Below are 21590 nucleotides of genomic sequence, written 5' to 3'. Positions count from 1 at the left end.
ACCGGGTGGCGCGCGCAAACAACGAGCAGATAGCAAAAAGCCGGGCGAAATGCCCGGCTTCTTCATGTCTGGATGTTTTTGTTCGGCTTAGAACTTGACGCCGATACCGAGCTTGACGCTGTTCTCGTCGTAACCGCGCGAGAAGCTGCCGGAGTCGAGGTCGTAATCCTTGCTCTGGTAATCGGTGTAGCGATATTCCAGGCGCGTCGTGATGTTGTTGGTCACGAAGGCTTCGACGCCGGCGCCGACCGTATAGCCGTAAGCGGTCTTGCTTTCGTCCGAGGTGTCGTCGGAGACCTTGATGTTGCCGAGGGCAAGACCGGCCGTACCGTAGAGCAGGAAGGGGTTCATGTCGTAGCCGACGCGGCCACGGACGGAGCCGTTCCAGCCATACTTGTTCTTGACGCCACCCGAGGAAACGTCGTCGCCGCTGTAGCCTAGGTCGGATTCAACGCCGTAAACGATCTGGCCCTGCTGCCAGTTGTAGCCGGTGAAGACCTGGCCGCCGAAACCGTAGGTGTGACGGTCGGAACCGAAGTCACCCATGTTGTAGGTGCCGGCGCCACCGAGGTAGAAGCCCTCCCAGTTGCCGGCCGGCTTGACCGGAGCGTCCTGGGCGATCGGTGCTTCCGGAACCTGATCGACGGCATCGGCCGCCTGAGCTGCCGAGACGCCCGCGATTGCAAAAGCAGAGGCCATGAGGCCAGCAATGAGTACACGCATACTTTTCTCCTTTCAGTCCCGCGCCGCTTTTCATCTGTCTATCAGCGAAGCATTGGCGGGGAAATTGCCAGATGTCCCTTCCGGATCGAGACTGAAATTGAAACTGAAATGCGGATTTGAAAGAGCCAAATTGTGATATCATTGTGGCTGCCGCATGGCCGAAATTCGATGTTGCTTAAGCGCAACATACATTTCATTAACCATACCGAAGTGTTAAACTTAAAATACTTATTTTAAGAAATCGCATTCTTAAATAATACATAGAATATCGGGCCAAAGAAGGCAACCGCAGCGGCCTATTTATATAATCTCCCCGGCCACCTATATAGTCTGCCAACAGACTCGCGGGATCAGAAGGCAAGATTTTGAACCACAAAAGACTTCGCGCGGCCCTCATAACCGGGGCTGCCAAGAGAATAGGCCGGGCAATCGCCGAAGACCTTGCTGCACATGGCTTTTCCGTCGCCATCCATGCGAACGGCTCCGTCGGCGAAGCCGAAGAGCTGGCGGCGGAATTGCGGCGGAAGGCATATCGGGCGATCGCGCTCAAGGCCGACCTTACCGATATCGGCGAAACCAGCGAGTTGATCAAAAGAGCGTCGGAAGCACTCGGTCCGATCGATCTGCTGGTCAACAATGCCTCCATCTTCCGCCAGGATTCGGCCCGCGGTTTCGACGCGGAAGCATGGGCGCAGCATTTCGATATCCATGTGCGCGCGCCCTCGATTCTTGCCGCAGCCTTTGCCGAACAGTTGCCTGACGAAACGACCGGACTGATCGTCAACATCATCGACCAGCGCGTCTGGGCGCTCAATCCGGGCTTCTACTCCTATACGCTCTCCAAGGCGGCGCTCTGGACGGCGACGCAGACGATGGCACAGACCTTTGCGCCGAAGCTGCGCGTCAACGCCATCGGTCCCGGCCCGACGGTGCGCAGTGCACGGCAATCGGAAGAGGACTTCCAGGCTCAGATCGACGGGCTTATCATGAAGGCAGGGCCGGGATTCGGCGAGTTCGGACAAACGATTCGCTTCCTCTTCGACACGCCCTCGATCACCGGCCAGATGATTGCCCTCGACGGCGGCCAGCACCTCGCCTGGCAGACGCCCGACGTGGCGGAGATTACGGAATGAACGGACGAAAGCTGCCGGATGGCGGCGTTCTCTACGACGATACGGATGAGAGCGAAGACGATATCGAGGTGGAAGGCGAGGTTTCCGCCGCCGCCCCCCTCGCGGCAGCGGTCGACTGGAACGCCGGCAGCCTCAACGAGACCGGGCTCATCGGCGCGGAACTGATCGGCGAATTCGTCAAGCGGCTGCCGAACAGCCCCGGCGTCTACCGCATGTTCAATACCGAAGGCGACGTGCTCTATGTCGGCAAGGCGCGCAGCCTGAAGAAGCGCGTCGGCAACTACGCCGTCGGCCGCGTGCATTCCAACCGCATCGCCCAGATGGTGCGGCAGACGGCGAACATGGAATTCGTGACGACGCGCACGGAAACCGAAGCGCTGCTGCTGGAAGCGAATCTGATCAAACGCTTGCGGCCGCGCTTTAACGTGCTGCTGCGTGACGACAAGTCGTTTCCCTATATTCTGATCACCGGCGATCACCGGGCGCCGGCGATTTTCAAGCATCGCGGCGCCAGGGCGCGAAAGGGTGATTACTTCGGGCCCTTCGCTTCGGCCGGCGCGGTCGGGCGGACGATCAATTCGCTGCAGCGCGCCTTCCTGATCCGCACCTGCACCGACAGCGTCTTCGAAACGCGCACCCGCCCCTGCCTGCTCTACCAGATCAAGCGCTGTTCCGGGCCCTGCACGCACGAGGTCAGCGACGAGGGCTACGCCGAACTGGTGCAGGAGGCGAAAGACTTCCTGTCCGGCAAGAGCCAGAAGGTGAAATCGCACATGGCCGAAGCGATGAACCAGGCGGCCGAGGATCTCGACTTCGAGCGGGCGGCGATCTACCGCGATCGCCTGGCGGCACTTTCGCATGTGCAGAGCCACCAGGGCATCAATCCTGCTGGAGTCGAGGAGGCCGACGTTTTCGCCATCCATCACGAAGGCGGCGTCTCCTGCATCCAGGTGTTCTTCTTCCGCACCGGCCAGAACTGGGGCAACCGTGCCTATTTCCCGAAGGCCGATCCGCAGCTTTCCAGCGCCGAAGTGCTGAATGCCTTTCTCGCGCAGTTTTATGACGACAAGCCGGTGCCGAAACAGATCATGCTGTCGGAGACGATCGAGGAACTGGAGCTGCTCGCCGCGGCGCTCAGCGAAAAGGCCGGCCACAAAGTGTCGATCCTGGTGCCGCAACGCGGCGAAAAGCGCGATCTCGTCGACCATGTCGTCGGCAATGCACGCGAGGCGCATGGGCGAAAGCTTGCCGAGACCGCGTCGCAGTCACGGCTACTCGAAGGCTTCAAGGACACCTTCGGGCTTGCCTATGCGCCGCAGCGCATCGAAATCTACGACAACTCGCACATCATGGGCACCAATGCCGTCGGCGGCATGGTGGTGGCGGGGCCGGAAGGCTTCGTAAAGAACCAGTACCGCAAGTTCAACATCAAATCGACCGACATCACCCCGGGCGACGACTTCGGCATGATGAAGGAGGTGATGACGCGGCGCTTCTCGCGGCTGATCAAGGAGGAAGGCATTCCCGACCGGACGGCGCAGGCAACGGCAAGCGACGCCGCCGACATGCCCTTCCCGGCCTGGCCCGATGTAATCCTGATCGACGGCGGCCAGGGGCAGATGACGGCGGTGCGCGCCATCCTCGCCGAGCTCGGCATCACCGACAGCGTCATGGCGATCGGCATCGCCAAGGGTGTCGACCGCGATGCCGGGCGCGAACGCTTCTTTCCGCCGGGGCGGGAGAGCTTCACGCTGCCGCCGCGCGATCCGGTGCTCTACTTCATCCAGCGCATGCGCGACGAGGCGCATCGTTTCGCGATCGGCTCGCACCGGGCCCGGCGCAAGAAGGAAATGGTCAAGAACCCGCTCGACGAGATCGGCGGCATCGGCCCATCGCGCAAACGGGCGCTGCTGCAGCATTTCGGCACGGCGAAAGCGGTTTCGCGCGCCGCTCTTTCCGACCTGATGGCGGTAGAGGGCATCTCGGAAGCCGTCGCCAGGCAAGTTTACAACCATTTCCACGAGGACGCCGCGAAATAACCGGCGGCCGTCGCAAATTCCACGCAAAGGCAGTGAAAAGACAGAAACAATGTTGACGGTCCGCGGTCAAAGCCGTCATCTACGGCATCGGCCCCGAAAATCGGAATCGATTTTCGTAAAGACGCGCGGCGCTATCGCGGCGCATCAGTTCAGAGAAACGATCCCATGGCATCGCGCGCGTACAGCATCCCCAACCTTCTGACTTACGGCCGCATCCTCGCCGTGCCGCTGATCGTCCTCTGCTTCTTCATCGAAGGCAGATTGTCGATCAGCAATACGGCGCGCTGGGTGGCGCTGTGGATCTTCATCATCGCCTCGCTCACCGATTTCCTCGATGGTTACCTCGCCCGCATCTGGAACCAGACGTCGAATATCGGCCGCATGCTCGATCCGATCGCCGACAAGCTGCTGGTCGCCTCGATCCTTCTCCTGGTCGCGGCCGACCAGACCATCGCCGGCTGGTCGATCTGGGCGGCCATCACCATTCTCTGCCGCGAGATCCTGGTGTCCGGCCTGCGCGAATATCTGGCGGCGCTGAAGGTCAGCGTGCCGGTGACGCGGATCGCCAAATGGAAGACGACGCTGCAGCTCGTCGCCATCGCCTTCCTGCTCGCCGGTCCTGCCGGCGACGAAATTTTCCCCTATACGACGCAGACCGGTATCGCACTGTTGTGGATCGCCGCATTGCTGACCATCTATACCGGTTATGATTATTTCCGCGCCGGGTTGAAACATATCGTGGATAACGAGGAATGACGCGACTTGTCTATTTCGCCTGGGTGCGCGAGCGCATCGGCAAGGGTGAGGAGGAGATCGACCTCCCCTCCTCCATCGTCACCGTCGCCGATCTTCTGAATCATTTGAAGACGCTGGGCGAAGAATATCAGGCCGCACTTCAATATCCCGAGGTGATCCGCGTGGCGCTCGACATGGAGCATGTCGAGCATGACGAGCCGATCGCGGGGGCGCGGGAAATTGGAATATTTCCGCCGATGACGGGAGGGTGACCAAGGGAGGCTGACGATGGGCATGGCTGCATCTCCTTCTCTCTCCCTCATTCCTGTGCTTGTCACAGGAATCCAGCCACCGCGCGTCCGCGCGGTGAATGACTCCTTTCGCCTGCGAGTAATGTCTCCCGCGCCCAAGGACTTGGGCGCACTGGAGTCCTGTGACAAGCACAGGAATGAGGGAAGTTGCGGCTTCGGCAGCGCATCAAAGCAGCGGAGGCCCCTGTGGTGACCATCACTCCCACCATCCGCGTCCAACCCGAAGACTTCGACCTTCAAGCCGAGGTCGACCTGCTCTCCAAGGGCAAACCCGACGTCGGCGCCATTGTGACCTTCTCCGGCCTCTGCCGTGATGACGGCGGCGCGCTGGCGGCGCTGGAACTCGAGCATTATCCCGGCATGGCCGAAGCCGAGATGAGCCGCATTGGCGCACTCGCCATCGCCCGTTTCGGGCTGCTCGGGCTGACCGCCATTCACCGCTACGGCAAGATCGCCGTGGGCGAGAATATCGTGCTCGTCGTCGCGGCCGCGCCGCACCGGCAGGCGGCGTTCGATGGCGCCAACTTTGTCATGGATTTCCTGAAGACCGCGGCCCCTTTCTGGAAGAAGGAGCACGGCAAGGACGGCGCCGCCGGCGACTGGGTCGCGGCAAAGGATGCCGACGATGCAGCACGCGACAAGTGGAAATGAGCTAAAGCAGCACGCGCTCTCTGCGGCTCATGACCAGCAATAGGACGAGCAGCGAGAAGATGACGAGATCGCGCCAGACGAAGGGGCCGTACGCGCCCCATAGGGTTTCGACGACGGCAAGCCCGGCGGCGCCGCCGGCGGAGCGCAGCGGATCGGAATAGCCGCCGACAGCGGCGATCAGCAGCACCTTCAATCCGAACATCAGGCCGGCGCCGAAATCCATCGAGCCGTAATAAAAGGTGGCGAGGATGCCGCAGATCGTGGCGACGAGGGCGGCGGCCGCATAGGCGACAAGGAAAACGCGGCTGGCGCTGGTGCCGCAGAGCTCGGCGGCCAGCGGATCGTCGGTGACGGCACGCCAGATGCGGCCCCAGGCGGTGCGCCTGAGGATCAACGCACCCACCGCGACGATGGCCGCCATCAGCGCCGTGTCGATCAGCTGGATATAGGTGAGCGTCACCTTGAACGGCCCGTCGCTCCAGAAGACCACCGTGTCGTTCAGAAACGGCGGCAGCCAGATCGCCCTTGTATCGGCGGCCAGTCGGGCGGTTTCCATCAGCACGATCATGATGCCGAGCGCGGCAACGATCACCGTATTGGGCGACTTGCTGACCAGCGGCAGCATGATCGAACGGCCGATCCAGATGCCCGCCGCCAGCGAATAGGCGATCGCGGCACAGGCGCCGACGGCAAGAGCGGCCGGCAGCACCAGCCAGAAACGATTGAAGGCGAGCTCGGTGAAAAGCAGCAGAATCTGCCCGGAGAAGGCGAAGATCGCCCCATAGGTGATGTCGGCCCGCTTGGTGACGCCGAAGGCGACGGCATAACCGAAGGCGAGCGCGGCATAGAGGGCAGCAAGCGGAACCGCATTCGCCAGCTGCTGCAGAAGATAGGCCATTCCGGACACTCCGCGTCACCAAAATTATAACTGGCAAAACTCATTTAGCCAGTTATAATTTCATGATGAGCTTTTCCTGGACCCCTCACCGTTTTGCCGGCGGCGCATTGGCGCTTGATGTCGCCAACAGCGTCGTTCTGCGCCACGATGCAGCACGGCGGATCGATCGCTTCGCCGTCAGCAATCAGATGCGCGACTTTCCGCACGCTGCCGCCGAATTCTGCGCCGAACGAGCCCTCTTCGGCAATATCGCCCCGGTGGCTAAGGAAAACGAGGCGGATTTCATCGCGCTGCGGGAAGCGATCGACCGCTATTTCCGCGAGCGTATACTGACGGGCGGCGACGACCAATCGCTGGCGGCACTGCTGGAGGCGGTGGCGAAGGTGCTGCGCGAAGCAAACCCCGGCAGCGTGGCGGCGGCGACCGCCCATTCGGTGCTGCGGCTGATCGCCATGCCCGATCCGGAGCGCATGAAGATCTGCGGCAATTGCGGCTGGCTGTTCATCGACCGCAGCAAGAACAGGAGCCGGGCCTGGTGCGACATGGCGGTCTGCGGCAACCGCGCCAAGGCGAACCGGCACTACCGCCGCAAGAAGGAGGAAATCCCATGAGGAAACATCTGATCGTCACAGCGGCTGCAATTGGCCTGGCGCTGTCCGCCTGCCAGCGCCAGGCGGAAAACCTGGTCGAGGTCACCGGCCATCTTTTCGTCTTCAACTATCGGGTGGCGAGCGCCACCTATCTGCTGACGCTGAAGAAGACCGGTCCCATTCCCGACGGCTCGGTCATCATCGCCGAATTCGAAAATCCTCAAGGCGGCGCGCCGCTGGTGCTGAACCAGAAAATCTACCCCATCGACGACAAGATCGCGCTGCAGAGCGAAAACCTGCACTGCGTCCGCAAGGACCGTCCCTATTCCGTCAGCATCCGGCTGGTCGACAAGGACGGCAAGGTGCTGCAGGAACTGACGACGCAGTTCCGATCCGACCTCGATCAGACCGTGCTGCCGAGCAAGCCGCTCGTCGTTGGTGCGCTTTATGACAAGAACCCTGAGGTCTTCAAGCCCGACGGCAGCGTCGATTTCTCGAACACCGACAAATGCCCGGAATAGAAAAAGCCGGAGCGAGGCCCCGGCTTTCGAGAGTCAATTCAAGGCGTTGCCAGCCAATGCCGAAGCGTGGCCTCAGCCGACGATTTCGGTATCGGAGAACCAGTACTTGATTTCCTGGGCAGCCGTTTCCGGAGCGTCCGAGCCGTGAACGGAATTTTCGCCGATCGAGAGCGCATGAACCTTGCGGATCGTGCCTTCATCAGCGTTTGCCGGGTTGGTCGCGCCCATGATCTCGCGGTTCTTGAGGATGGCGCCTTCGCCTTCCAGAACCTGGACGACGGTCGGGCCGGAGGTCATGCCTTCGACGAGTTCGCCGAAGAAGGGACGATCCTTGTGAACGGCATAGAAGCCTTCAGCTTCGCGGCGGCTCATCCAGACGCGCTTGGAGGCGACGACGCGCAGGCCGGCATCTTCGAGCATCTTGGTGATGGCGCCCGTCAGGTTGCGCTTGGTTGCATCAGGCTTGATCATCGAGAAGGTGCGTTCAATCGCCATAGTCAAATCCTCTGTTTTCTCGGGAAAAGTGGGCGGTCTTTACCCGCCCCAACGCCCGAAAACAAGAGGTCGGCGGCAATTTCACGCCGCTGTCACAGTCCGGCCGCGGCTTTCATGGAGATCCAGGCAGCGCTCGAACCAGGCGATCACGGGATCGTCGGCGGCCAGCATGGCTAGACCCGCGCAGACACGCAGCCATTGCAGCGCGCCGAAGACGATATAGTCGGCAAAGAGCGGCGTCTCACCGCCGATGAAAGGCTGGAACTTCAGCATATGCCGGAGCGGCTCCAGCTTGGCGCCGAAGGCGGCTTTCTCCGCCTCGCTGTCGGCGGCAATGACTTCCATCGACTTGCCGAGACGTGCTTCGCGGCTTTGACGGAAATAGGCCTTATCTCCCTCGTCGAGGATCGCATGGATGTCGAGAAGCGCGATCCGCATGATCGCCGGATGGACGATCATCTGCGAATAGCCCTCCACCATCCGCGACAGCGCCTTGCCACCCTCGCCGTTGAAGAGCGACGGCCGCTCCGGATAGGCCTCCTCCAGATAGAGAGCGATGGCGAAACTGTCGGAGATCAGCCGGCCGTTGTCGTCGAGGACGGGCAAGGTCGGCGAGACACCGCCGCCGATTTCGCGGATGCGGGCGTAGGTCGTCGGAATCTCTTCGAAATCGAGTCCCTTATGCGCCAGTGCCATCACCGCCTTCCAGCAATGGGGCGAAAAGAAGCGCCGCTCATCGGCGCCGCAGAGGGAATAGAGGGCTCTGGTCATGACAGTCCTTTCGAGATCGCAACTCCCTGCATTCGACGACAGAACGCGCCTGCGATCAAATCAGGAAATTTCATGGCGTCATCACTGCGATTTCTGCGGAAACCGGCTAGACTGCCGCAATCATGACAGGGGGACCGATGCTCCGACATTACAGGATGTTTGCCGCCTATAACCGCTGGGCCAACGCCCAGGTCTACGCTGCGGCGGCCGAACTCAGCGATGCGGAATTCCGCAGCGATCGCGGCGCCTTTTTCGGCTCGCTGCACCGCACGCTCAATCATCTGCTCGTCGCCGACCGGATCTGGATGAAGCGCTTCACCGGTACCGGCGACGCGCCGGCGACGCTCGATGCCGTGCTCTTCGAGGAGTTCGATGCGCTTGCTGTCGCACGCAAGGCGGAGGACGAGCGGATCATTGCCTGGACGGGCACGCTTGGAGAGGCAAGCCTTGCCGCCGATTTCACCTATGTGCCGGTGACGCAGCCGATCGAGATCACCCAGCCATTGCAGCCGGCGCTTGCGCATCTCTTCAATCACCAGACCCATCATCGCGGCCAATGCCACATGACGCTGACGGCGCTCGGCAAGCCGAGCCTCAGTCTCGATCTCATCTACTTCCTGCGCAACGAGGGCCGTGAGTGGATGTGAGGTCCGATCTCAGTTAAAAAGTCAGCACTGACGTCATCCGTAGGGCGCATACATGGCGCAGCGCGCAACTTCAGTTAGTAACAGAGACAGGCTCAGCCCCGGTGGGACATTTCGCTTCAACCAGTTCAGCCAGTCATGGAGCCATTTGGACTCACGCCGCTCCAGGCAAACTACAGAACTCAACTTCACCCGCCTTCAATGGAAGCCTCAATGCGCGATTTCAAGCTTAAGCCAGGTGCCGATTGGGCATCCTCCGTCGTGTTGTATATGAAGCTTCCAGACCATCCGGCGCTACGCGAGTCAGCAGTCATCCTGGCTCGCAACGTGGAAAGGGTGCAACGTTTCTCGACGCTGCTATCTAACCTGATCATCCCGATTATAGTGTCGGAGCGCGCAGCGGCCAAAGCGGCACTCGGGCATGATAATTCTTCAGGCATTCCGCTTGAGGAATTCCTTTCAAGAACCGTGACTTCCGAGCTCACGAAGCACGCTGAAGACTTGAACCGGATGAATAAAACCCGGCATCCCTCACAGGAGTATATAGCTCTGGTCGATGCCGCATATGGTTACGTGCAGCGTATATCATCTGATAATGAAAAGACTTCAGATGCATTAGAGTCATGGTTTGCCGCCCAATTGACCGGCGTCTGGACTGCGATCGAAAGCCTTTTTCAGGATCTATGGGTGGCGGCTCTGAACGCCCATCCTGCGACTCTCGCGGAACTGAAAGGTCGAAGTGACAAGAAGACCGTCTCACTTGCCCGGCTGGCCCAGGCCAACTTCGAAATCAATGGCGCGATGGGAACCATTCTTTCAGAATATCAAAATTTCAGCAGGCTCGACAAAGTCGTTGAGGCATACGCGCTCGCCTTTTCCCAAGATGGGGATTCCATACTTGAGCTGCTCAAGGGACCTGAGTTTCATCAGTTATCGTGCATTCGAAATTTAATTGTGCATGCAGCCTCTCGGTTTGACGGTGAATACCTATCCAAGGTGCAGTCTCTTCCAGACGCCCCAAGAGGAGAACTCGGCGAAAAGATGCAGCTAGATGGCGACGTGGTCGACCGCACACTGAGACCCGTACTCATAAGAGCACTTGAACTGATAACCGCCGTCGATCAATGGCTCCAGACCCATTGATCGACCGTTGTGAATGCTGAAAACTCTACGGATGTCAGGATGCCTCGAAATCCACCGAAAGCCCTGCGTTTAAATGCTTTCACCGTGATTTCCCGACAATTCCCAGATGTCCCCGCTAGGCCATTTGTTTTGCGCTACACATCCGAAAACCGCTCACACTTTTCGGCATCATGTTCTGGCCATCAAGACTGAGTTAACCGCCTTTGCCGGTTTCGCCGCAAATCCAAGCCTTTTGGCCCCAAAGATTCAACCTCTCTTAAAGCCTTGCGGGCATAGCGGAATGAACGAAGAAGCCGGCTGCGAGGGATCGTCATGCAGAATGCAAGCGCAAACGCTTTGGTGCCGCGCGAGGCGGCGCACCCGGCGCCTATGGTGGACATTCAGAGGATCGCCCAGCACCTGACGCGGCTGAACATTGCGGCGCTGCCGCGCAATTACGAACTTTTCCACGAGGCGATCGTCGGGCTCAATGCCGGTCTTGCCCAGGATATTGCGGCGCTCGGACAGCAGCCGCAACAGGCGATGCTTGACGCACTCGGATTGAAGTACCGCCTTGTCGGCCATTGCGGTCTGGCCGGCGAGACGTCGCGCAACGAGGCGAGCCGGATGCTGCGCGAGGTGGCGGAGAGGCTTGCCGAGGGGCTGCGGCACAAAGACGCCTTTGCACGCGCCTGCGGCACGATCCTGAAATCGGTTTCCGGCAACGACAACCAGAGCCTCACCGCCTTCCTCGGCGAGATCGACTACCTCTCCGCTTCGCTGGCGACGGTGCTGTCGGCGGAAACGGAGATCGCGGATAAGCTGCAGGACGACATCAAGAGACTGGAAAGGTTGGAACGCGGCATTTCGGCGATGCAGTCGGCCGCCGTCGCCGACCGGATCACCGGACTTCCGAACCGCATCGCGCTGAACCGCGAGATCGCCGATCTCTATGAGCGCGACGAGGGGTTCGCCGGCAGCGCGCTTATTATGGTCGATATCGACAATTTCAGGGATCTCAACGACAGATACGGCACCCAGGCCGGCAACAAGCTCTTGAAAAAGCTCGCCGGCCTCTTCCGCAAGTCGGTCAAGAAAAACGACTTCGTCGCCCGCACCGAGGCGAAAGAATTCGCCTTCCTGTTTGCCAATGTCGGCATGCAGGATGCGATGACGATCGCCGAGCGCTTGCGTGCCTCCGTCGAGGACAATCTGGTCTTCGCGACCTCCGACAGGGCCGATCGCGGCAGGCTGACCATCTCGATCGGCGTTGCCCTCAGCACGGATGCGGCAACGCCCGGACAGTTGCAGGCCAATGCCCGCGTGGCGCTCCTCGCCGCGCAGACCAACCCCCGCCAGCCAGTGCAAGCCTTCGGCCACTGAGAAGCGGACAAATACCCCCGCCGGACGGACAAGCAAGCTTGCCGTGGGACAAGCTCTTGCCTTAGCGGACGCTTTCGGCCAAAACGCCGGCCATGATCACGCTCACCGATATTTCCGCCCGTATAGCCGGGCGCCTGCTTCTCGACAATGCCAGCATTTCGCTGCCTTCGGGCACGAAGGCGGGGCTTGTCGGGCGCAACGGCGCCGGCAAGTCCACGCTGTTTCGCGTCATTACCGGCGATCTCGGCTCGGAGACCGGATCCGTGTCGATCCCGAAGGCGGCACGCATCGGCCAGGTGGCGCAGGAAGCGCCGGCGACCGAGGAATCCCTGATCGAGATCGTGCTTTCAGCCGACAAGGAACGGGCGGCCCTCGTTGCCGAGGCGGAAACGGCGACCGATCCGCACCGTATCGCCGAAATCCAGATGCGCCTCGTCGATATCGACGCGCATTCAGCCGAAGCGCGCGCCGCAAGCATTCTCGCCGGCCTCGGCTTCGACCAGGCGGCGCAAGCCCGCCCCGCCTCCTCCTTCTCCGGCGGCTGGCGCATGCGCGTGGCGCTGGCCGCCGTGCTGTTTTCCGAGCCGGACCTGTTGCTGCTCGACGAACCCACCAACTATCTCGATCTCGAAGGCACGTTGTGGCTGGAAGACTATGTCCGGCGCTACCCGCACACGGTCATTATCATCAGCCATGACCGCGACCTCCTGAACAATGCGGTCAATGCGATCGTCCATCTCGACCAGAAGAAACTGACCTTCTATCGCGGCGGCTACGACCAGTTCGAGCGGCAGAAGGCGGAAGCCGACGAGCTGCAGACCAAGGCCAAGGCCAAGAACGACGCGGCGCGCAAACATCTGCAGAGCTTCATCGACCGCTTCAAGGCCAAGGCTTCCAAGGCCCGGCAGGCGCAGTCGCGCGTCAAGGCGCTCGAGCGCATGGGCACGGTCGCTGCCGTCATCGAGGACCACGTACAGCCGATCACCTTTCCCGAGCCCGAGAAGCAGCCGGCCTCGCCGATCGTCGCGGTCCAGGGCGGCGCCGTCGGCTACCAGCCGGGCAAGCCGATCCTGAAGAACCTCAACCTGCGCATCGACAATGACGATCGCATCGCCCTGCTCGGCTCGAACGGCAACGGCAAATCGACCTTCGCGAAATTCATCTCCGGCAGGCTTGCCCCGGAAAGTGGCGAAGTGAAGCTCGCGCCTTCCCTGAAGATCGGCTTTTTCGCGCAGCACCAGCTCGATGACCTCATCCCTGAGCAGTCGGCGGTGGAGCATGTACGGCGGCTGATGCCTGGCGACCCGGAGGCCAAGGTGCGCGCCCGTGTCGCCCAGATGGGACTGGCGACCGAGAAGATGGCGACCGCGGCCAAGGATCTTTCCGGCGGCGAAAAAGCCCGCCTGCTGATGGGGCTTGCCGCCTTCCACGCGCCGAACCTGCTCATCCTCGACGAGCCGACCAACCATCTCGACATCGACAGCCGGCGCGCGCTGATCGAGGCGCTGAACGACTACGAAGGCGCCGTCATCCTGATCTCGCACGACCGTCACCTGATCGAGGCGACGGTCGACCGGCTGTGGCTGGTCAACGGCGGCACCGTCACCGCTTTCGAAGGCGATATGGACGAATATCGCGACCTGATCGTCGCCTCCGGCAAGAAAAAAGAAGAAAAGCCGCAGCCGGCCGACGATGCGACCTCCAAGGCCGATCAACGCAAGCTCAATGCGGAGCGGCGCGCCTCGCTGACGCCGCTGAAGAAAAAGATCAACGAAATCGAATCCTTGACGGCGAAGCTGGAGAAACAGATTCAGGCGCTTGACGCGGAACTTGCAAATCCCGCTCTCTACGAAAAGACGCCCGCCAAGGCCGCCGAAAAGGCAAAGCAGCGCGGCGAGGCCGCGGCAAAACTCGCTGCTGCCGAGGAAGAATGGCTGATGCTGTCGTCGGAATACGAAGAAGCGATGGCGGGATAGCCACAGTCCTGATCGAAAGCGCGGCGAAGTGGCGCGCATCACGACAATTCCCGGCGATCTCAACCGATCGTTAACCATAATTCGAAAGGTTGTCTCAACATTCATTACCGATTTGTTGAGCCCTTTCCATGCATCGCTTTTTCGTCCTGGCCTGCATCGCCCTTACGGCCGCCCTCTCCGCCTGCAGCACGACCAGACAAGCCCCCGACACATCGATCAAGACCTCCTCGGTGATCGCCCCCGAGGAGCGCAAACTCGCCTATGCGGACAACGAAGCGGCGCCGCGCATGACCGGCTGGCACCATCTGGCCGGACGGACGCTGGAAGTCTCCTCGCTCGCCGATCTCAAGCTGCAGGACAAGGAAGTGATCCTGAGCTTCGACGACGGCCCGATCCCGGGCCGGACCGACAAGGTTCTGGCGATCCTCGACCAGTTCGGCGTCAAGGGCGCCTTCATGATGGTCGGCGCGATGGCCGAGATGCACCCGGCGCTCGCCCGCAAGGTGGCGATGGACGGCAACACGATCTGAGTTTCGACGCGGCGATGGCGGAGGTGATAAAGGGCCAGCTGGCGGTGACCAAGGCGACGGGAAGCGATGTCTCCTTCTTCCGCTTCCCCTATCTTTCCGAGAGCCACAGGCTGCGTGCCGCGATCGCCATGCGCGACATGGTGGTCATGGATGTCGACATCGACAGCAAGGACTATTTCGCCACGACGCCGGCCTCCGTCACGCAGCGGACGATGGACCAGTTGCACAAACGCGGCCACGGCATCATTCTCATGCATGACATCCACAAGCGCACGGCGAAGATGCTGCCGACCCTGCTTTCGAAACTCGAAGCCGAAGGCTACAAGGTCGTGACGCTGAAGTTCAAGAAGACGCACGCCCCGACCAACCTCGTCGCCTCTGCCGGTTTCGTGACTGTGCGCTAAGGGATTTTCGGCCGTATTGTGATTCAGAGGATATCGGGAGAAAAGTGTTTTGTTTCGCTATCTTTGTGGCGCGGTGTTAGCTTTGGTACCGCTCGTTGCCGCCAATGCTGAATCTGCAAATTTTTGCAGAAACAGTATCAAGCCGAACGAACCGGTCGAGTTGCGATTCATGGGACTTGAGTACGCGCTGGTCATTCATGCTCTCGCGGAAAGATACTGCGGAGCTGAACCAAAACCGATGCGTCCACGGTTTCTTGAATACATCGAGAAGCAGGGATGCAACCCAGGAACAGAGATCTACACAGATGTTGAGGCAGCTATCGCACGATTGGAGGGCGCCAGCCTGAAACTGCTCGCTCAAGACGGAAACCCCACATTAGAGATGTCCGACCAACAGGTGCAGGAATGGGCATCGACTACTGTGGACGCGCTTGGGGGATGCGACGCGTTGAAAAAGGCTCATGACGCCCAGCTTGAAGAGTAAGCGTCAGGCGAACTTGGCTTGGTTCGAAACGTCGTGTCTGCACCCTCTCCGGAAGCGGTAAGCCATTTGAACAGTCGGAAACTGATATCATCGAAAACCGCTCACGCTCATCGACATCATGCGCTAGATCTGTGAGACGTCAACGGAGGCCGGCAACTCAGACATGAACCTTCATCTCGAAGCGGACGAGGATCCGCGCACCCGCCAGTTCATCGACGAACATAACGCGCTGTCCGACGCGGCATTGAGGACGCCGGAATTCGCTGAGGATCGCGACGCGATCAAGACGCTGATCGAGCGGCAGGACCGGCTGATCGTGCCGATGCGCCGCGGCAAGTGGCTGTTCGATTTCCGCCAGTCCAAGGCCAATCCGCTCGGCGTCTGGCTGCGCCTGCCGGCCGATCAGCAGCCGTTGCCGGAGGCCGATTGGGAGGAGGTCTTCGATCTCGACGCCTTTTGCGTCGGCGAAGGCAAGCGCTGGACCTGGCGCGGCGTCGTCACCTGCCCCTGGGAACCGACGCGCGTGCTGCTCACGCTTTCGGACGGCGGCTCGGACCTTGTCCGCCTGCTCGAATTCGACGCAGAGAACAAAGAGATCGTGACGGGCGGCTTCGACACGCCGGCGGCGCGATCGCATGCCAATTGGCTAAGCCGCGACGAGATCTGCTATTTCGGTTCGATCGACCGATTTTCGGCGACCCGCTCGGGATGGCCGCGCGTCGGTCGGCGATTGAAGCGCGGGCAGCGCCCGGAAGATGCCACCATCCTCTTCGAAGCCGCCGACGAAGACGTCTATGGCTTCAATCTCGTTATCGACCCTGCCCTGTCGGGCACCTCGGCGGATGCCGGCTTGATCGACATCTTCGTCGCCGCGCACGAGATCGGCGTCGCCAGCGCCTACCTGATAGCCGATGACGGCGGGCAACGGCGTATCGACCTGCCTAGGGAGGCGGACTTTCAGTTCAACCACGATCACTGCCTCTGGCGGGCAAAGACCGACGAGCGCGTTGCGACAGGCAGCCTGGTGCTGCAGCGCTTCGATCCGAACTCTGAGGCAGTTCCGCTCGGGCCGGAGCGGATCTTGTTTCAACCTGGTGAAGGCCAGTCGATCTCGCAGATGATGCTGATGCGCGAGTGGTGCGTGTTCATCGTCTCCGATCGGCTGCGCCCGCGTCTCATGGTGCTCGACCTGACGAAGCCCGATGCCGAACAGCGGGAAATCGCGCTGCCGGCGGATATGCAGACGGCTCATTTCAGGCCGCTCTATGCGGATCTGCATCTCGGCGACGACACGCTCTACATCGTCGGTCAGGGTTTCCTGCAGCCACCCACCTGCTATCGCCTCGAACTCTCCGATCGCAGCAAGCCGCCCGAGCCGGTGTTCACCGCCGTGGCGCCGAGCTATTTCGATGCGACCGGCATGTCGTCCGAGCTACTGGAGGCGGTTTCCGAAGACGGAACGAGGGTTGCCTATCGGCTGGTCCTGCCGAGACAGTGGACCAAGGGCGCGCTGCCGGTGCTGATCTACGGCTATGGCGGCTTCGACGTTGCGCTGTCGCCGAATTATTCCGGCGTGACCGGTCGCTGGCTTGAGCAAGGCGGCGCCTATGTACAGGCTTATATCCGCGGCGGCGGTGAATTCGGGCCCGACTGGTATCGCAGCGCCAAACGGCAGGGGCGAGACCGGGCCTTTGCCGATTTCGTCGCCATCGCCCGCGATCTCGTCGCCCGCGGCTACACCGTGCCGTCGCGGATCGCCTGCCAGGGCGGCAGCAATGGCGGCCTGCTGACCGGCGTAATGCTGACCCGCTATCCGCACGATTTCGGCGCGATCTGGTGCCAGGTGCCGGTGCTCGATATGACGCGCTTCCACCTGTTCAGCGCAGGGCAGGCCTGGATGGACGAATATGGCGATCCGGAGGTCCCCCTGGATCGGGACTTCATGCTCGGTTATTCGCCGCTTCACAATGTCAGGCCGGCGAGCGAGATCGCCTATCCGCCGATTTATATCGAAAGCTCCACCAATGACGACCGTGTGCATCCCTCGCATGCGCGCCGCTTTGCCGCGCGGCTGGAGGAGGAAGGACACAAGCCACTCTTTCATGAATTCGGCCTGGGCGGGCATGGCGGCGACGGCGATTCGCAAGAGCGCGCTGCTCGCGCGGCGATGGGTTACAGCTTCCTTCGCCAAACTATCATGAGATAGACGGGCCATCATGGGGTAGGATGAAGCAATAGAATGAAGGGAGAGCTTGTCGGCGCTCCTCTTTCTGCTACAAGACGCCCAATAAATCATACTTTTCACAGGTTCGAGCGAAACACCATGTCTCCCATCAATCTCGCCATCGTCGGCGTCGGCAAGATCGTCCGCGACCAGCACCTCCCCTCCATCGCCAAGAACGCCGATTTCAAACTCGTCGCCACGGCCAGCCGCCACGGCACGGTCGAAGGCATCAATAGCTATACGACGATCGAGGCGATGCTCGACGCCGAGCCTTCGATCGACGCCGTTTCGCTCTGCATGCCGCCGCAATACCGCTACGAGGCCGCTTATAAGGCGCTCGTCGCCGGCAAGCATGTCTTCCTGGAAAAGCCGCCCGGCGCGACGCTGAGCGAAGTGGCCGATCTCGAGACGCTTGCCGCAAAGCAGGGCGCGTCGCTGTTTGCCAGCTGGCATTCGCGCTATGCGCCGGCGGTCGAAGCCGCCAAGGCGTTTCTTGCTTCGACGACGATCAAAAGCGTGCATGTGATCTGGAAAGAGGATGTCCGCCACTGGCATCCGAACCAGGAATGGATCTGGCAGGCCGGCGGTCTCGGCGTTTTCGATCCCGGCATCAATGCGCTGTCGATCGTCACCCACATCCTGCCGCGGCCGATCTTCATCACCGAGGCGGTGCTCGAATTTCCCGAAAACCGTGATGCGCCGATCGCCGCCGACATTCATTTCCGCAATGCCGACGGCCTGCCGGTTCGCGCCGAATTCGACTGGCGCCAGACCGGCAAGCAGAGCTGGGACATCGTCGCGGAAACGGCGGCCGGCCAGATGGTGCTTGCCGAAGGCGGCGCCAAGCTTTCGATCAACGGGACGCTGACCTTCGCCGAACCGGAGCAGGAATATCCCTCGCTCTACCGTCGCTTTGCCGAAATCATCAAGGCCGGCAAATCGGATGTCGATCTGGCGCCGCTGCGCCATGTCGCCGACGCCTTCATGCTCGGCAAGCGGAAATTCGTCGAAGCCTTCCACGATTGAGCCACTTGGCGGTCCTTGCCTGTCAGCCCGACGGCAAGGACCTAGAGGGGCCTGCTCAGGCCTTCTTCTCCCAGCGTCCTTCCGGCGTCTGCTGCCAATAGGTGAGGTTATGCCCCTCGCCTTTCAGCCTCTTCCATTGCGCGCGCGCTGCTTCCAGTTGCTCCTGATCGTGACCATCGAACATGAAGACGATGCGCTGATAAGGGTCTGCCGGCGGGGGCTCGGCGCCGTCGACGACGAAACGCACCGTCGCCGCATTGGCGTTGTCCGACGTGACCGTCAAAAGCACCGGCTGGTTCTCGGCGAAATCGGCCTGGTCGGTGCCGTGCGGCAGGAAGCTCTCTTCGCGGAACGTCCAAAGATGCGCATCGAGCGCGTCGCGCCGCGCCGGCTCACGCGTCTGAACGGCGACGCGCCAGCCGCGCTCGACGCTTTTGTCGATGAGCGGCGGAAGCGCGTCTTCCAGCCTGGTTTCGGTCAGATGATAGAAGAGAATGTCGGTCATCAGGCTTCATAATGGGCGCGAACGAGCTCGTCGAGCAGGCGCACGCCGAAGCCCGATCCCCAGGACTGGTTGATCTCATCCTGCGGCGAGCCCATCGCCGTGCCGGCGATATCGAGATGCGCCCAGGGTGTCTCCTGCACGAAACGCTTGAGGAAATGCGCCGCGGTGATCGAGCCGGCCTGGCGGCCGCCGGTGTTCTTCATGTCGGCGAATTTGCTGTCGATCAGCTTGTCGTAATCCTTGCCGAGCGGCATGCGCCAGAGTTTCTCGTTGGTCGAAAGGCCGGCCGCCGTCAGTTGGCCGGAAAGCTCGTCGTCATTGGAAAACAGACCGGCATGCACATTGCCGAGCGCCACGACGATCGCGCCGGTCAGGGTGGCGAGATTGATCATGAACTGCGGCTTGAAGCGATCATTGCAATACCAGAGCGCGTCGCAGAGCACGAGGCGGCCCTCGGCATCGGTATTGATCACCTCGATCGTCTGGCCGGACATAGAGGTGACGATATCACCGGGACGCTGGGCATTGCCATCAGGCATGTTCTCGACCAGGCCGATGATGCCGACGGCGTTGACGGCCGCCTTGCGGGAGGCGAGCACATGCATCAGGCCGGTTACGGCTGCGGCGCCGCCCATATCGCCCTTCATGTCTTCCATGCCGGCGGCCGGCTTGATCGAAATACCGCCGGTATCGAAGACGACGCCCTTGCCGATGAAGGCGATCGGACGATCCTTGGATTTGCCGCCTTTCCACTGCATGATCGCGAGACGCGGCGGGCGCACGGAACCCTGGGCGACGCCGAGCAAGGCGCCCATGCCGAGACGGCGCATTTCCTTCTCGGTCAGGATTTCCACGTCGACGCCGAGCTTTTCCAGCTCCTTTGCCCTGCCGGCGAATTCGACCGGGCCAAGTGCATTCGGCGGCTCGTTGACAAGGTCACGGGCAAGATTGACTCCGCCTGCGATCGCTTCGGAATCGGAAAACGCCTTCTTGGCGCCGGTCGCATCGGCGGTGACGATCGTCACCTTGACGGATTTTGCCGGTTTCTCCTCGTCGTCATTCTTCTTTGTCTTATAGGCGTCGAAGCTGTAGCTCCGCAGCAGCATGCCGAGCGCAAAATCGGCGGCCGCGCGCGCGTCCGTCGCCAGGCCGGGCACGTCGATGAAGATGGCAGCCTTGTCCGTATTCTTGATCTTCGATGCCGCAGCACCGCCGGCCTTCAGCCAGTCATGGGCGGTGAGTTCGGCAGCCTTGCCAAGCCCGAGGACGACGATGCGTTCGACCGGCGCACCTTCCGGGGCGACGATATCGAGCGCGGCCATGGATTTTCCGGAGAATCGCGCGATCTTCGCAGCCTTGGCGATCACGCCTGCCGGATCGGCCGTTTCAGCGCCTGCGGCGCCGTCGGCCTCCGCAGTCTTCAACAGGATCGCCAGCCCGCCATGGAGCTTCGCCGACTTCGAGAATGAAATTTCAAACTTTGCTGACATGTCTTCTCCGCTGGGATTCTCTGAAATCCGTCCCTGGCGGATAATTTCGCGTTTGTCGGGTCTGTCAATGGCTTGCGACACTTGTTATGGTCGCCCGCGGCCGTCCAGGCCCACATGTTTTCGTCAGTTTCGTAGATATTCGCGTTGACAGTTTTTTCGAAAAATCGATGGCGGGGCCCGGTGATCCGCCTGCCGAAGACGACTTTCGGTGCATTCATGCTGTTGTTCTGGGCGTGGTGGGGGCTGCTGATCGTCTTCCGCGCCTTCCCCGGGATCGACATCTATTTTTCCCAGCTTTTTTTCGTGAGCACCGATTGCGACGCGACGGTCGCTGCCGGAAGCATCTGCGGCGGCTTTCCCTATCGCGACTCGGGGAACTTCGACCTGTTGCGCACCATCTTCTTCCGCCTCCCCTATGTCGTGGCGATCGTGATGGCGTGGAAACTCATCGAATGCTACCAGCAGCACGGCGCAACCTTCAACGCCGAGCGGGCGCGCAAGCTCAAAGTCGCGCTCGGAACGCTGCTGATCGGGCCGGTGCTGCTCGTCAATGTCATCCTGAAGGAACATTGGGGCCGGCCGCGGCCGGTGCAGACGGATATTTTCGGCGGCCCCCTGCATTTCGTCGAGGCCGGTTCGCTTGCCGGCAAATGCGTTTCAAACTGCTCCTTCGTCTCCGGCGAGGCGGCGAGCGCCGGCTGGCTGCTCTGCCTGCTGCTCTTCGTTCCGAAATCGCTGCGCTACGCGCTGGTACCGCCAATCGCCGCGATCTCGATCCTGACGCCGGCCTTGCGGCTATCCTTCGGCGCGCATTATCTCTCCGATGTGACGCTCGGATGGCTGTCCTCGCTTGTCGTCTTCGCAGCGCTGCTGGCGTTAACTGAGTCGCAACAGAGCCAAAAAAATTCTGAAATTTGAATGAATTTTTGACACCT

At 61.1% G+C, this 21590-nt stretch carries 21 protein-coding genes and 1 pseudogene; 16 read left to right on the top strand and 6 right to left on the bottom strand.

Going from position 1 to position 21590, the window contains the following annotated elements; all coding sequences use genetic code 11:
* Positions 1 to 87 precede the first annotated feature (87 nt).
* Positions 88 to 723: an outer membrane protein gene (locus CO655_RS08175; protein WP_010034999.1), complete on the bottom strand. Its 636-nt coding sequence runs from the start codon at positions 721 to 723 to the stop codon at positions 88 to 90.
* 365 nt (positions 724 to 1088) lie between these two features.
* Between CO655_RS08175 and CO655_RS08170 the strand changes: the two genes are divergently transcribed.
* The 5 genes from CO655_RS08170 (at position 1089) to CO655_RS08145 (ending at position 5592) form a co-directional block, all read left to right on the top strand.
* A complete protein-coding gene (locus tag CO655_RS08170) occupies positions 1089 to 1856 on the top strand; it encodes an SDR family oxidoreductase (RefSeq protein ID WP_010034996.1) in 768 nt (255 codons plus the stop codon).
* Positions 1853 to 3895: an excinuclease ABC subunit UvrC gene (gene uvrC, locus CO655_RS08165; protein ID WP_097664320.1), complete on the top strand. Its 2043-nt coding sequence runs from the start codon at positions 1853 to 1855 to the stop codon at positions 3893 to 3895. Before CO655_RS08170 ends, uvrC begins: the two co-directional genes overlap by 4 nt.
* A gap of 165 nt (positions 3896 to 4060) precedes the next feature.
* Positions 4061 to 4651: a CDP-diacylglycerol--glycerol-3-phosphate 3-phosphatidyltransferase gene (pgsA, locus tag CO655_RS08160; RefSeq protein ID WP_097664319.1), complete on the top strand. Its 591-nt coding sequence runs from the start codon at positions 4061 to 4063 to the stop codon at positions 4649 to 4651.
* On the top strand, positions 4648 to 4902 hold the full coding sequence (gene moaD / locus CO655_RS08155) for a molybdopterin converting factor subunit 1 (RefSeq protein WP_010034985.1): 255 nt from the start codon (positions 4648 to 4650) through the stop codon (positions 4900 to 4902). The genes pgsA and moaD overlap by 4 nt, the downstream gene beginning before the upstream one ends.
* A gap of 228 nt (positions 4903 to 5130) precedes the next feature.
* Positions 5131 to 5592, top strand: a complete 462-nt coding sequence (locus CO655_RS08145) for a molybdenum cofactor biosynthesis protein MoaE (RefSeq protein WP_097664400.1) — start codon at positions 5131 to 5133, stop codon at positions 5590 to 5592.
* 1 nt (position 5593) lies between these two features.
* Here CO655_RS08145 and CO655_RS08140 read toward each other — a convergent pair whose 3' ends face one another.
* Positions 5594 to 6490, bottom strand: a complete 897-nt coding sequence (locus CO655_RS08140; RefSeq protein WP_097606399.1) for a branched-chain amino acid ABC transporter permease — start codon at positions 6488 to 6490, stop codon at positions 5594 to 5596.
* 65 nt (positions 6491 to 6555) lie between these two features.
* Between CO655_RS08140 and CO655_RS08135 the strand changes: the two genes are divergently transcribed.
* Together CO655_RS08135 and CO655_RS08130 are read left to right on the top strand one after the other, a co-directional pair.
* Positions 6556 to 7101: a CGNR zinc finger domain-containing protein gene (locus CO655_RS08135; protein WP_039623164.1), complete on the top strand. Its 546-nt coding sequence runs from the start codon at positions 6556 to 6558 to the stop codon at positions 7099 to 7101.
* A complete protein-coding gene (locus CO655_RS08130) occupies positions 7098 to 7601 on the top strand; it encodes a hypothetical protein (protein ID WP_097664317.1) in 504 nt (167 codons plus the stop codon). Before CO655_RS08135 ends, CO655_RS08130 begins: the two co-directional genes overlap by 4 nt.
* Before the next feature lie 72 nt (positions 7602 to 7673).
* Here the strand turns inward: CO655_RS08130 and ndk are convergent, their stop codons facing one another.
* Both ndk and CO655_RS08120 read right to left on the bottom strand, forming a co-directional pair.
* Positions 7674 to 8096 (bottom strand): nucleoside-diphosphate kinase, encoded by a 423-nt coding sequence (ndk, locus tag CO655_RS08125; RefSeq protein WP_004680549.1) that lies wholly within the window; start codon positions 8094 to 8096, stop codon positions 7674 to 7676.
* An 81-nt stretch (positions 8097 to 8177) separates the two neighbouring features.
* Positions 8178 to 8867, bottom strand: a complete 690-nt coding sequence (locus CO655_RS08120; RefSeq protein ID WP_097664316.1) for a glutathione S-transferase family protein — start codon at positions 8865 to 8867, stop codon at positions 8178 to 8180.
* 137 nt (positions 8868 to 9004) lie between these two features.
* On the opposite strand from CO655_RS08120, the gene CO655_RS08115 reads away from it, so the two are divergent.
* The 8 genes and pseudogenes from CO655_RS08115 to CO655_RS08080 all read left to right on the top strand — a co-directional run bounded on the left by CO655_RS08115 (position 9005) and on the right by CO655_RS08080 (position 18660).
* Positions 9005 to 9514: a DinB family protein gene (locus CO655_RS08115; RefSeq protein ID WP_097664315.1), complete on the top strand. Its 510-nt coding sequence runs from the start codon at positions 9005 to 9007 to the stop codon at positions 9512 to 9514.
* A 210-nt stretch (positions 9515 to 9724) separates the two neighbouring features.
* Complete coding sequence (locus CO655_RS08110) at positions 9725 to 10654, top strand: hypothetical protein (protein WP_097664314.1); 930 nt, start codon at positions 9725 to 9727, stop codon at positions 10652 to 10654.
* 312 nt (positions 10655 to 10966) lie between these two features.
* Positions 10967 to 12016 (top strand): GGDEF domain-containing protein, encoded by a 1050-nt coding sequence (locus CO655_RS08105; protein ID WP_097664313.1) that lies wholly within the window; start codon positions 10967 to 10969, stop codon positions 12014 to 12016.
* Between the two features lie 92 nt (positions 12017 to 12108).
* Positions 12109 to 13992: an ABC-F family ATP-binding cassette domain-containing protein gene (locus tag CO655_RS08100; protein WP_097664312.1), complete on the top strand. Its 1884-nt coding sequence runs from the start codon at positions 12109 to 12111 to the stop codon at positions 13990 to 13992.
* 128 nt (positions 13993 to 14120) lie between these two features.
* Positions 14121 to 14926 (top strand): annotated as a pseudogene (locus CO655_RS08095) (polysaccharide deacetylase family protein).
* A gap of 49 nt (positions 14927 to 14975) precedes the next feature.
* Positions 14976 to 15410 carry a hypothetical protein gene (locus CO655_RS08090; RefSeq protein ID WP_097664311.1) on the top strand — a complete coding sequence of 145 codons (435 nt, stop codon included), beginning with the start codon at positions 14976 to 14978 and terminating at the stop codon, positions 15408 to 15410.
* 163 nt (positions 15411 to 15573) lie between these two features.
* On the top strand, positions 15574 to 17616 hold the full coding sequence (locus tag CO655_RS08085) for a prolyl oligopeptidase family serine peptidase (protein ID WP_097664310.1): 2043 nt from the start codon (positions 15574 to 15576) through the stop codon (positions 17614 to 17616).
* Between the two features lie 117 nt (positions 17617 to 17733).
* Positions 17734 to 18660: a Gfo/Idh/MocA family oxidoreductase gene (locus tag CO655_RS08080; protein ID WP_097664309.1), complete on the top strand. Its 927-nt coding sequence runs from the start codon at positions 17734 to 17736 to the stop codon at positions 18658 to 18660.
* Between the two features lie 55 nt (positions 18661 to 18715).
* Here CO655_RS08080 and CO655_RS08075 read toward each other — a convergent pair whose 3' ends face one another.
* Both CO655_RS08075 and CO655_RS08070 read right to left on the bottom strand, forming a co-directional pair.
* Positions 18716 to 19165 carry a DNA polymerase III subunit chi gene (locus CO655_RS08075; RefSeq protein ID WP_097664308.1) on the bottom strand — a complete coding sequence of 150 codons (450 nt, stop codon included), beginning with the start codon at positions 19163 to 19165 and terminating at the stop codon, positions 18716 to 18718.
* Entirely contained in the window at positions 19165 to 20655 is a 1491-nt protein-coding gene (locus CO655_RS08070; protein WP_097664307.1) for a leucyl aminopeptidase, read from the bottom strand. Before CO655_RS08070 ends, CO655_RS08075 begins: the two co-directional genes overlap by 1 nt.
* A gap of 144 nt (positions 20656 to 20799) precedes the next feature.
* Between CO655_RS08070 and CO655_RS08065 the strand changes: the two genes are divergently transcribed.
* Entirely contained in the window at positions 20800 to 21573 is a 774-nt protein-coding gene (locus tag CO655_RS08065) for a phosphatase PAP2 family protein (protein WP_097606390.1), read from the top strand.
* Positions 21574 to 21590: the final 17 nt, after the last annotated feature.

This window comes from Rhizobium sp. M1 (genome assembly GCF_002531805.1).
Classification (GTDB): domain Bacteria; phylum Pseudomonadota; class Alphaproteobacteria; order Rhizobiales; family Rhizobiaceae; genus Rhizobium; species Rhizobium etli_C.
The sequence above is the reverse complement of the archived record's forward strand: the minus strand, read 5'-3'. Positions and strand labels throughout refer to the sequence as shown.

Bases quoted from the DNA above. Each gene is read 5' to 3' on its own strand.
- moaD (WP_010034985.1), top strand. From the start codon at position 4,648: ATGACGCGACTTGTCTATTTCGCCTGGGTGCGCGAGCGCATCGGCAAG.
- CO655_RS08100 (WP_097664312.1), top strand. From the start codon at position 12,109: ATGATCACGCTCACCGATATTTCCGCCCGTATAGCCGGGCGCCTGCTT.
- CO655_RS08115 (WP_097664315.1), top strand. From the start codon at position 9,005: ATGCTCCGACATTACAGGATGTTTGCCGCCTATAACCGCTGGGCCAAC.
- CO655_RS08120 (WP_097664316.1), bottom strand. From the start codon at position 8,867: ATGACCAGAGCCCTCTATTCCCTCTGCGGCGCCGATGAGCGGCGCTTC.
- ndk (WP_004680549.1), bottom strand. From the start codon at position 8,096: ATGGCGATTGAACGCACCTTCTCGATGATCAAGCCTGATGCAACCAAG.
- CO655_RS08140 (WP_097606399.1), bottom strand. From the start codon at position 6,490: ATGGCCTATCTTCTGCAGCAGCTGGCGAATGCGGTTCCGCTTGCTGCC.
- CO655_RS08105 (WP_097664313.1), top strand. From the start codon at position 10,967: ATGCAGAATGCAAGCGCAAACGCTTTGGTGCCGCGCGAGGCGGCGCAC.
- CO655_RS08110 (WP_097664314.1), top strand. From the start codon at position 9,725: ATGCGCGATTTCAAGCTTAAGCCAGGTGCCGATTGGGCATCCTCCGTC.
- CO655_RS08070 (WP_097664307.1), bottom strand. From the start codon at position 20,655: ATGTCAGCAAAGTTTGAAATTTCATTCTCGAAGTCGGCGAAGCTCCAT.
- uvrC (WP_097664320.1), top strand. From the start codon at position 1,853: ATGAACGGACGAAAGCTGCCGGATGGCGGCGTTCTCTACGACGATACG.
- CO655_RS08135 (WP_039623164.1), top strand. From the start codon at position 6,556: ATGAGCTTTTCCTGGACCCCTCACCGTTTTGCCGGCGGCGCATTGGCG.
- CO655_RS08175 (WP_010034999.1), bottom strand. From the start codon at position 723: ATGCGTGTACTCATTGCTGGCCTCATGGCCTCTGCTTTTGCAATCGCG.
- CO655_RS08075 (WP_097664308.1), bottom strand. From the start codon at position 19,165: ATGACCGACATTCTCTTCTATCATCTGACCGAAACCAGGCTGGAAGAC.
- CO655_RS08080 (WP_097664309.1), top strand. From the start codon at position 17,734: ATGTCTCCCATCAATCTCGCCATCGTCGGCGTCGGCAAGATCGTCCGC.
- CO655_RS08085 (WP_097664310.1), top strand. From the start codon at position 15,574: ATGAACCTTCATCTCGAAGCGGACGAGGATCCGCGCACCCGCCAGTTC.
- pgsA (WP_097664319.1), top strand. From the start codon at position 4,061: ATGGCATCGCGCGCGTACAGCATCCCCAACCTTCTGACTTACGGCCGC.
- CO655_RS08130 (WP_097664317.1), top strand. From the start codon at position 7,098: ATGAGGAAACATCTGATCGTCACAGCGGCTGCAATTGGCCTGGCGCTG.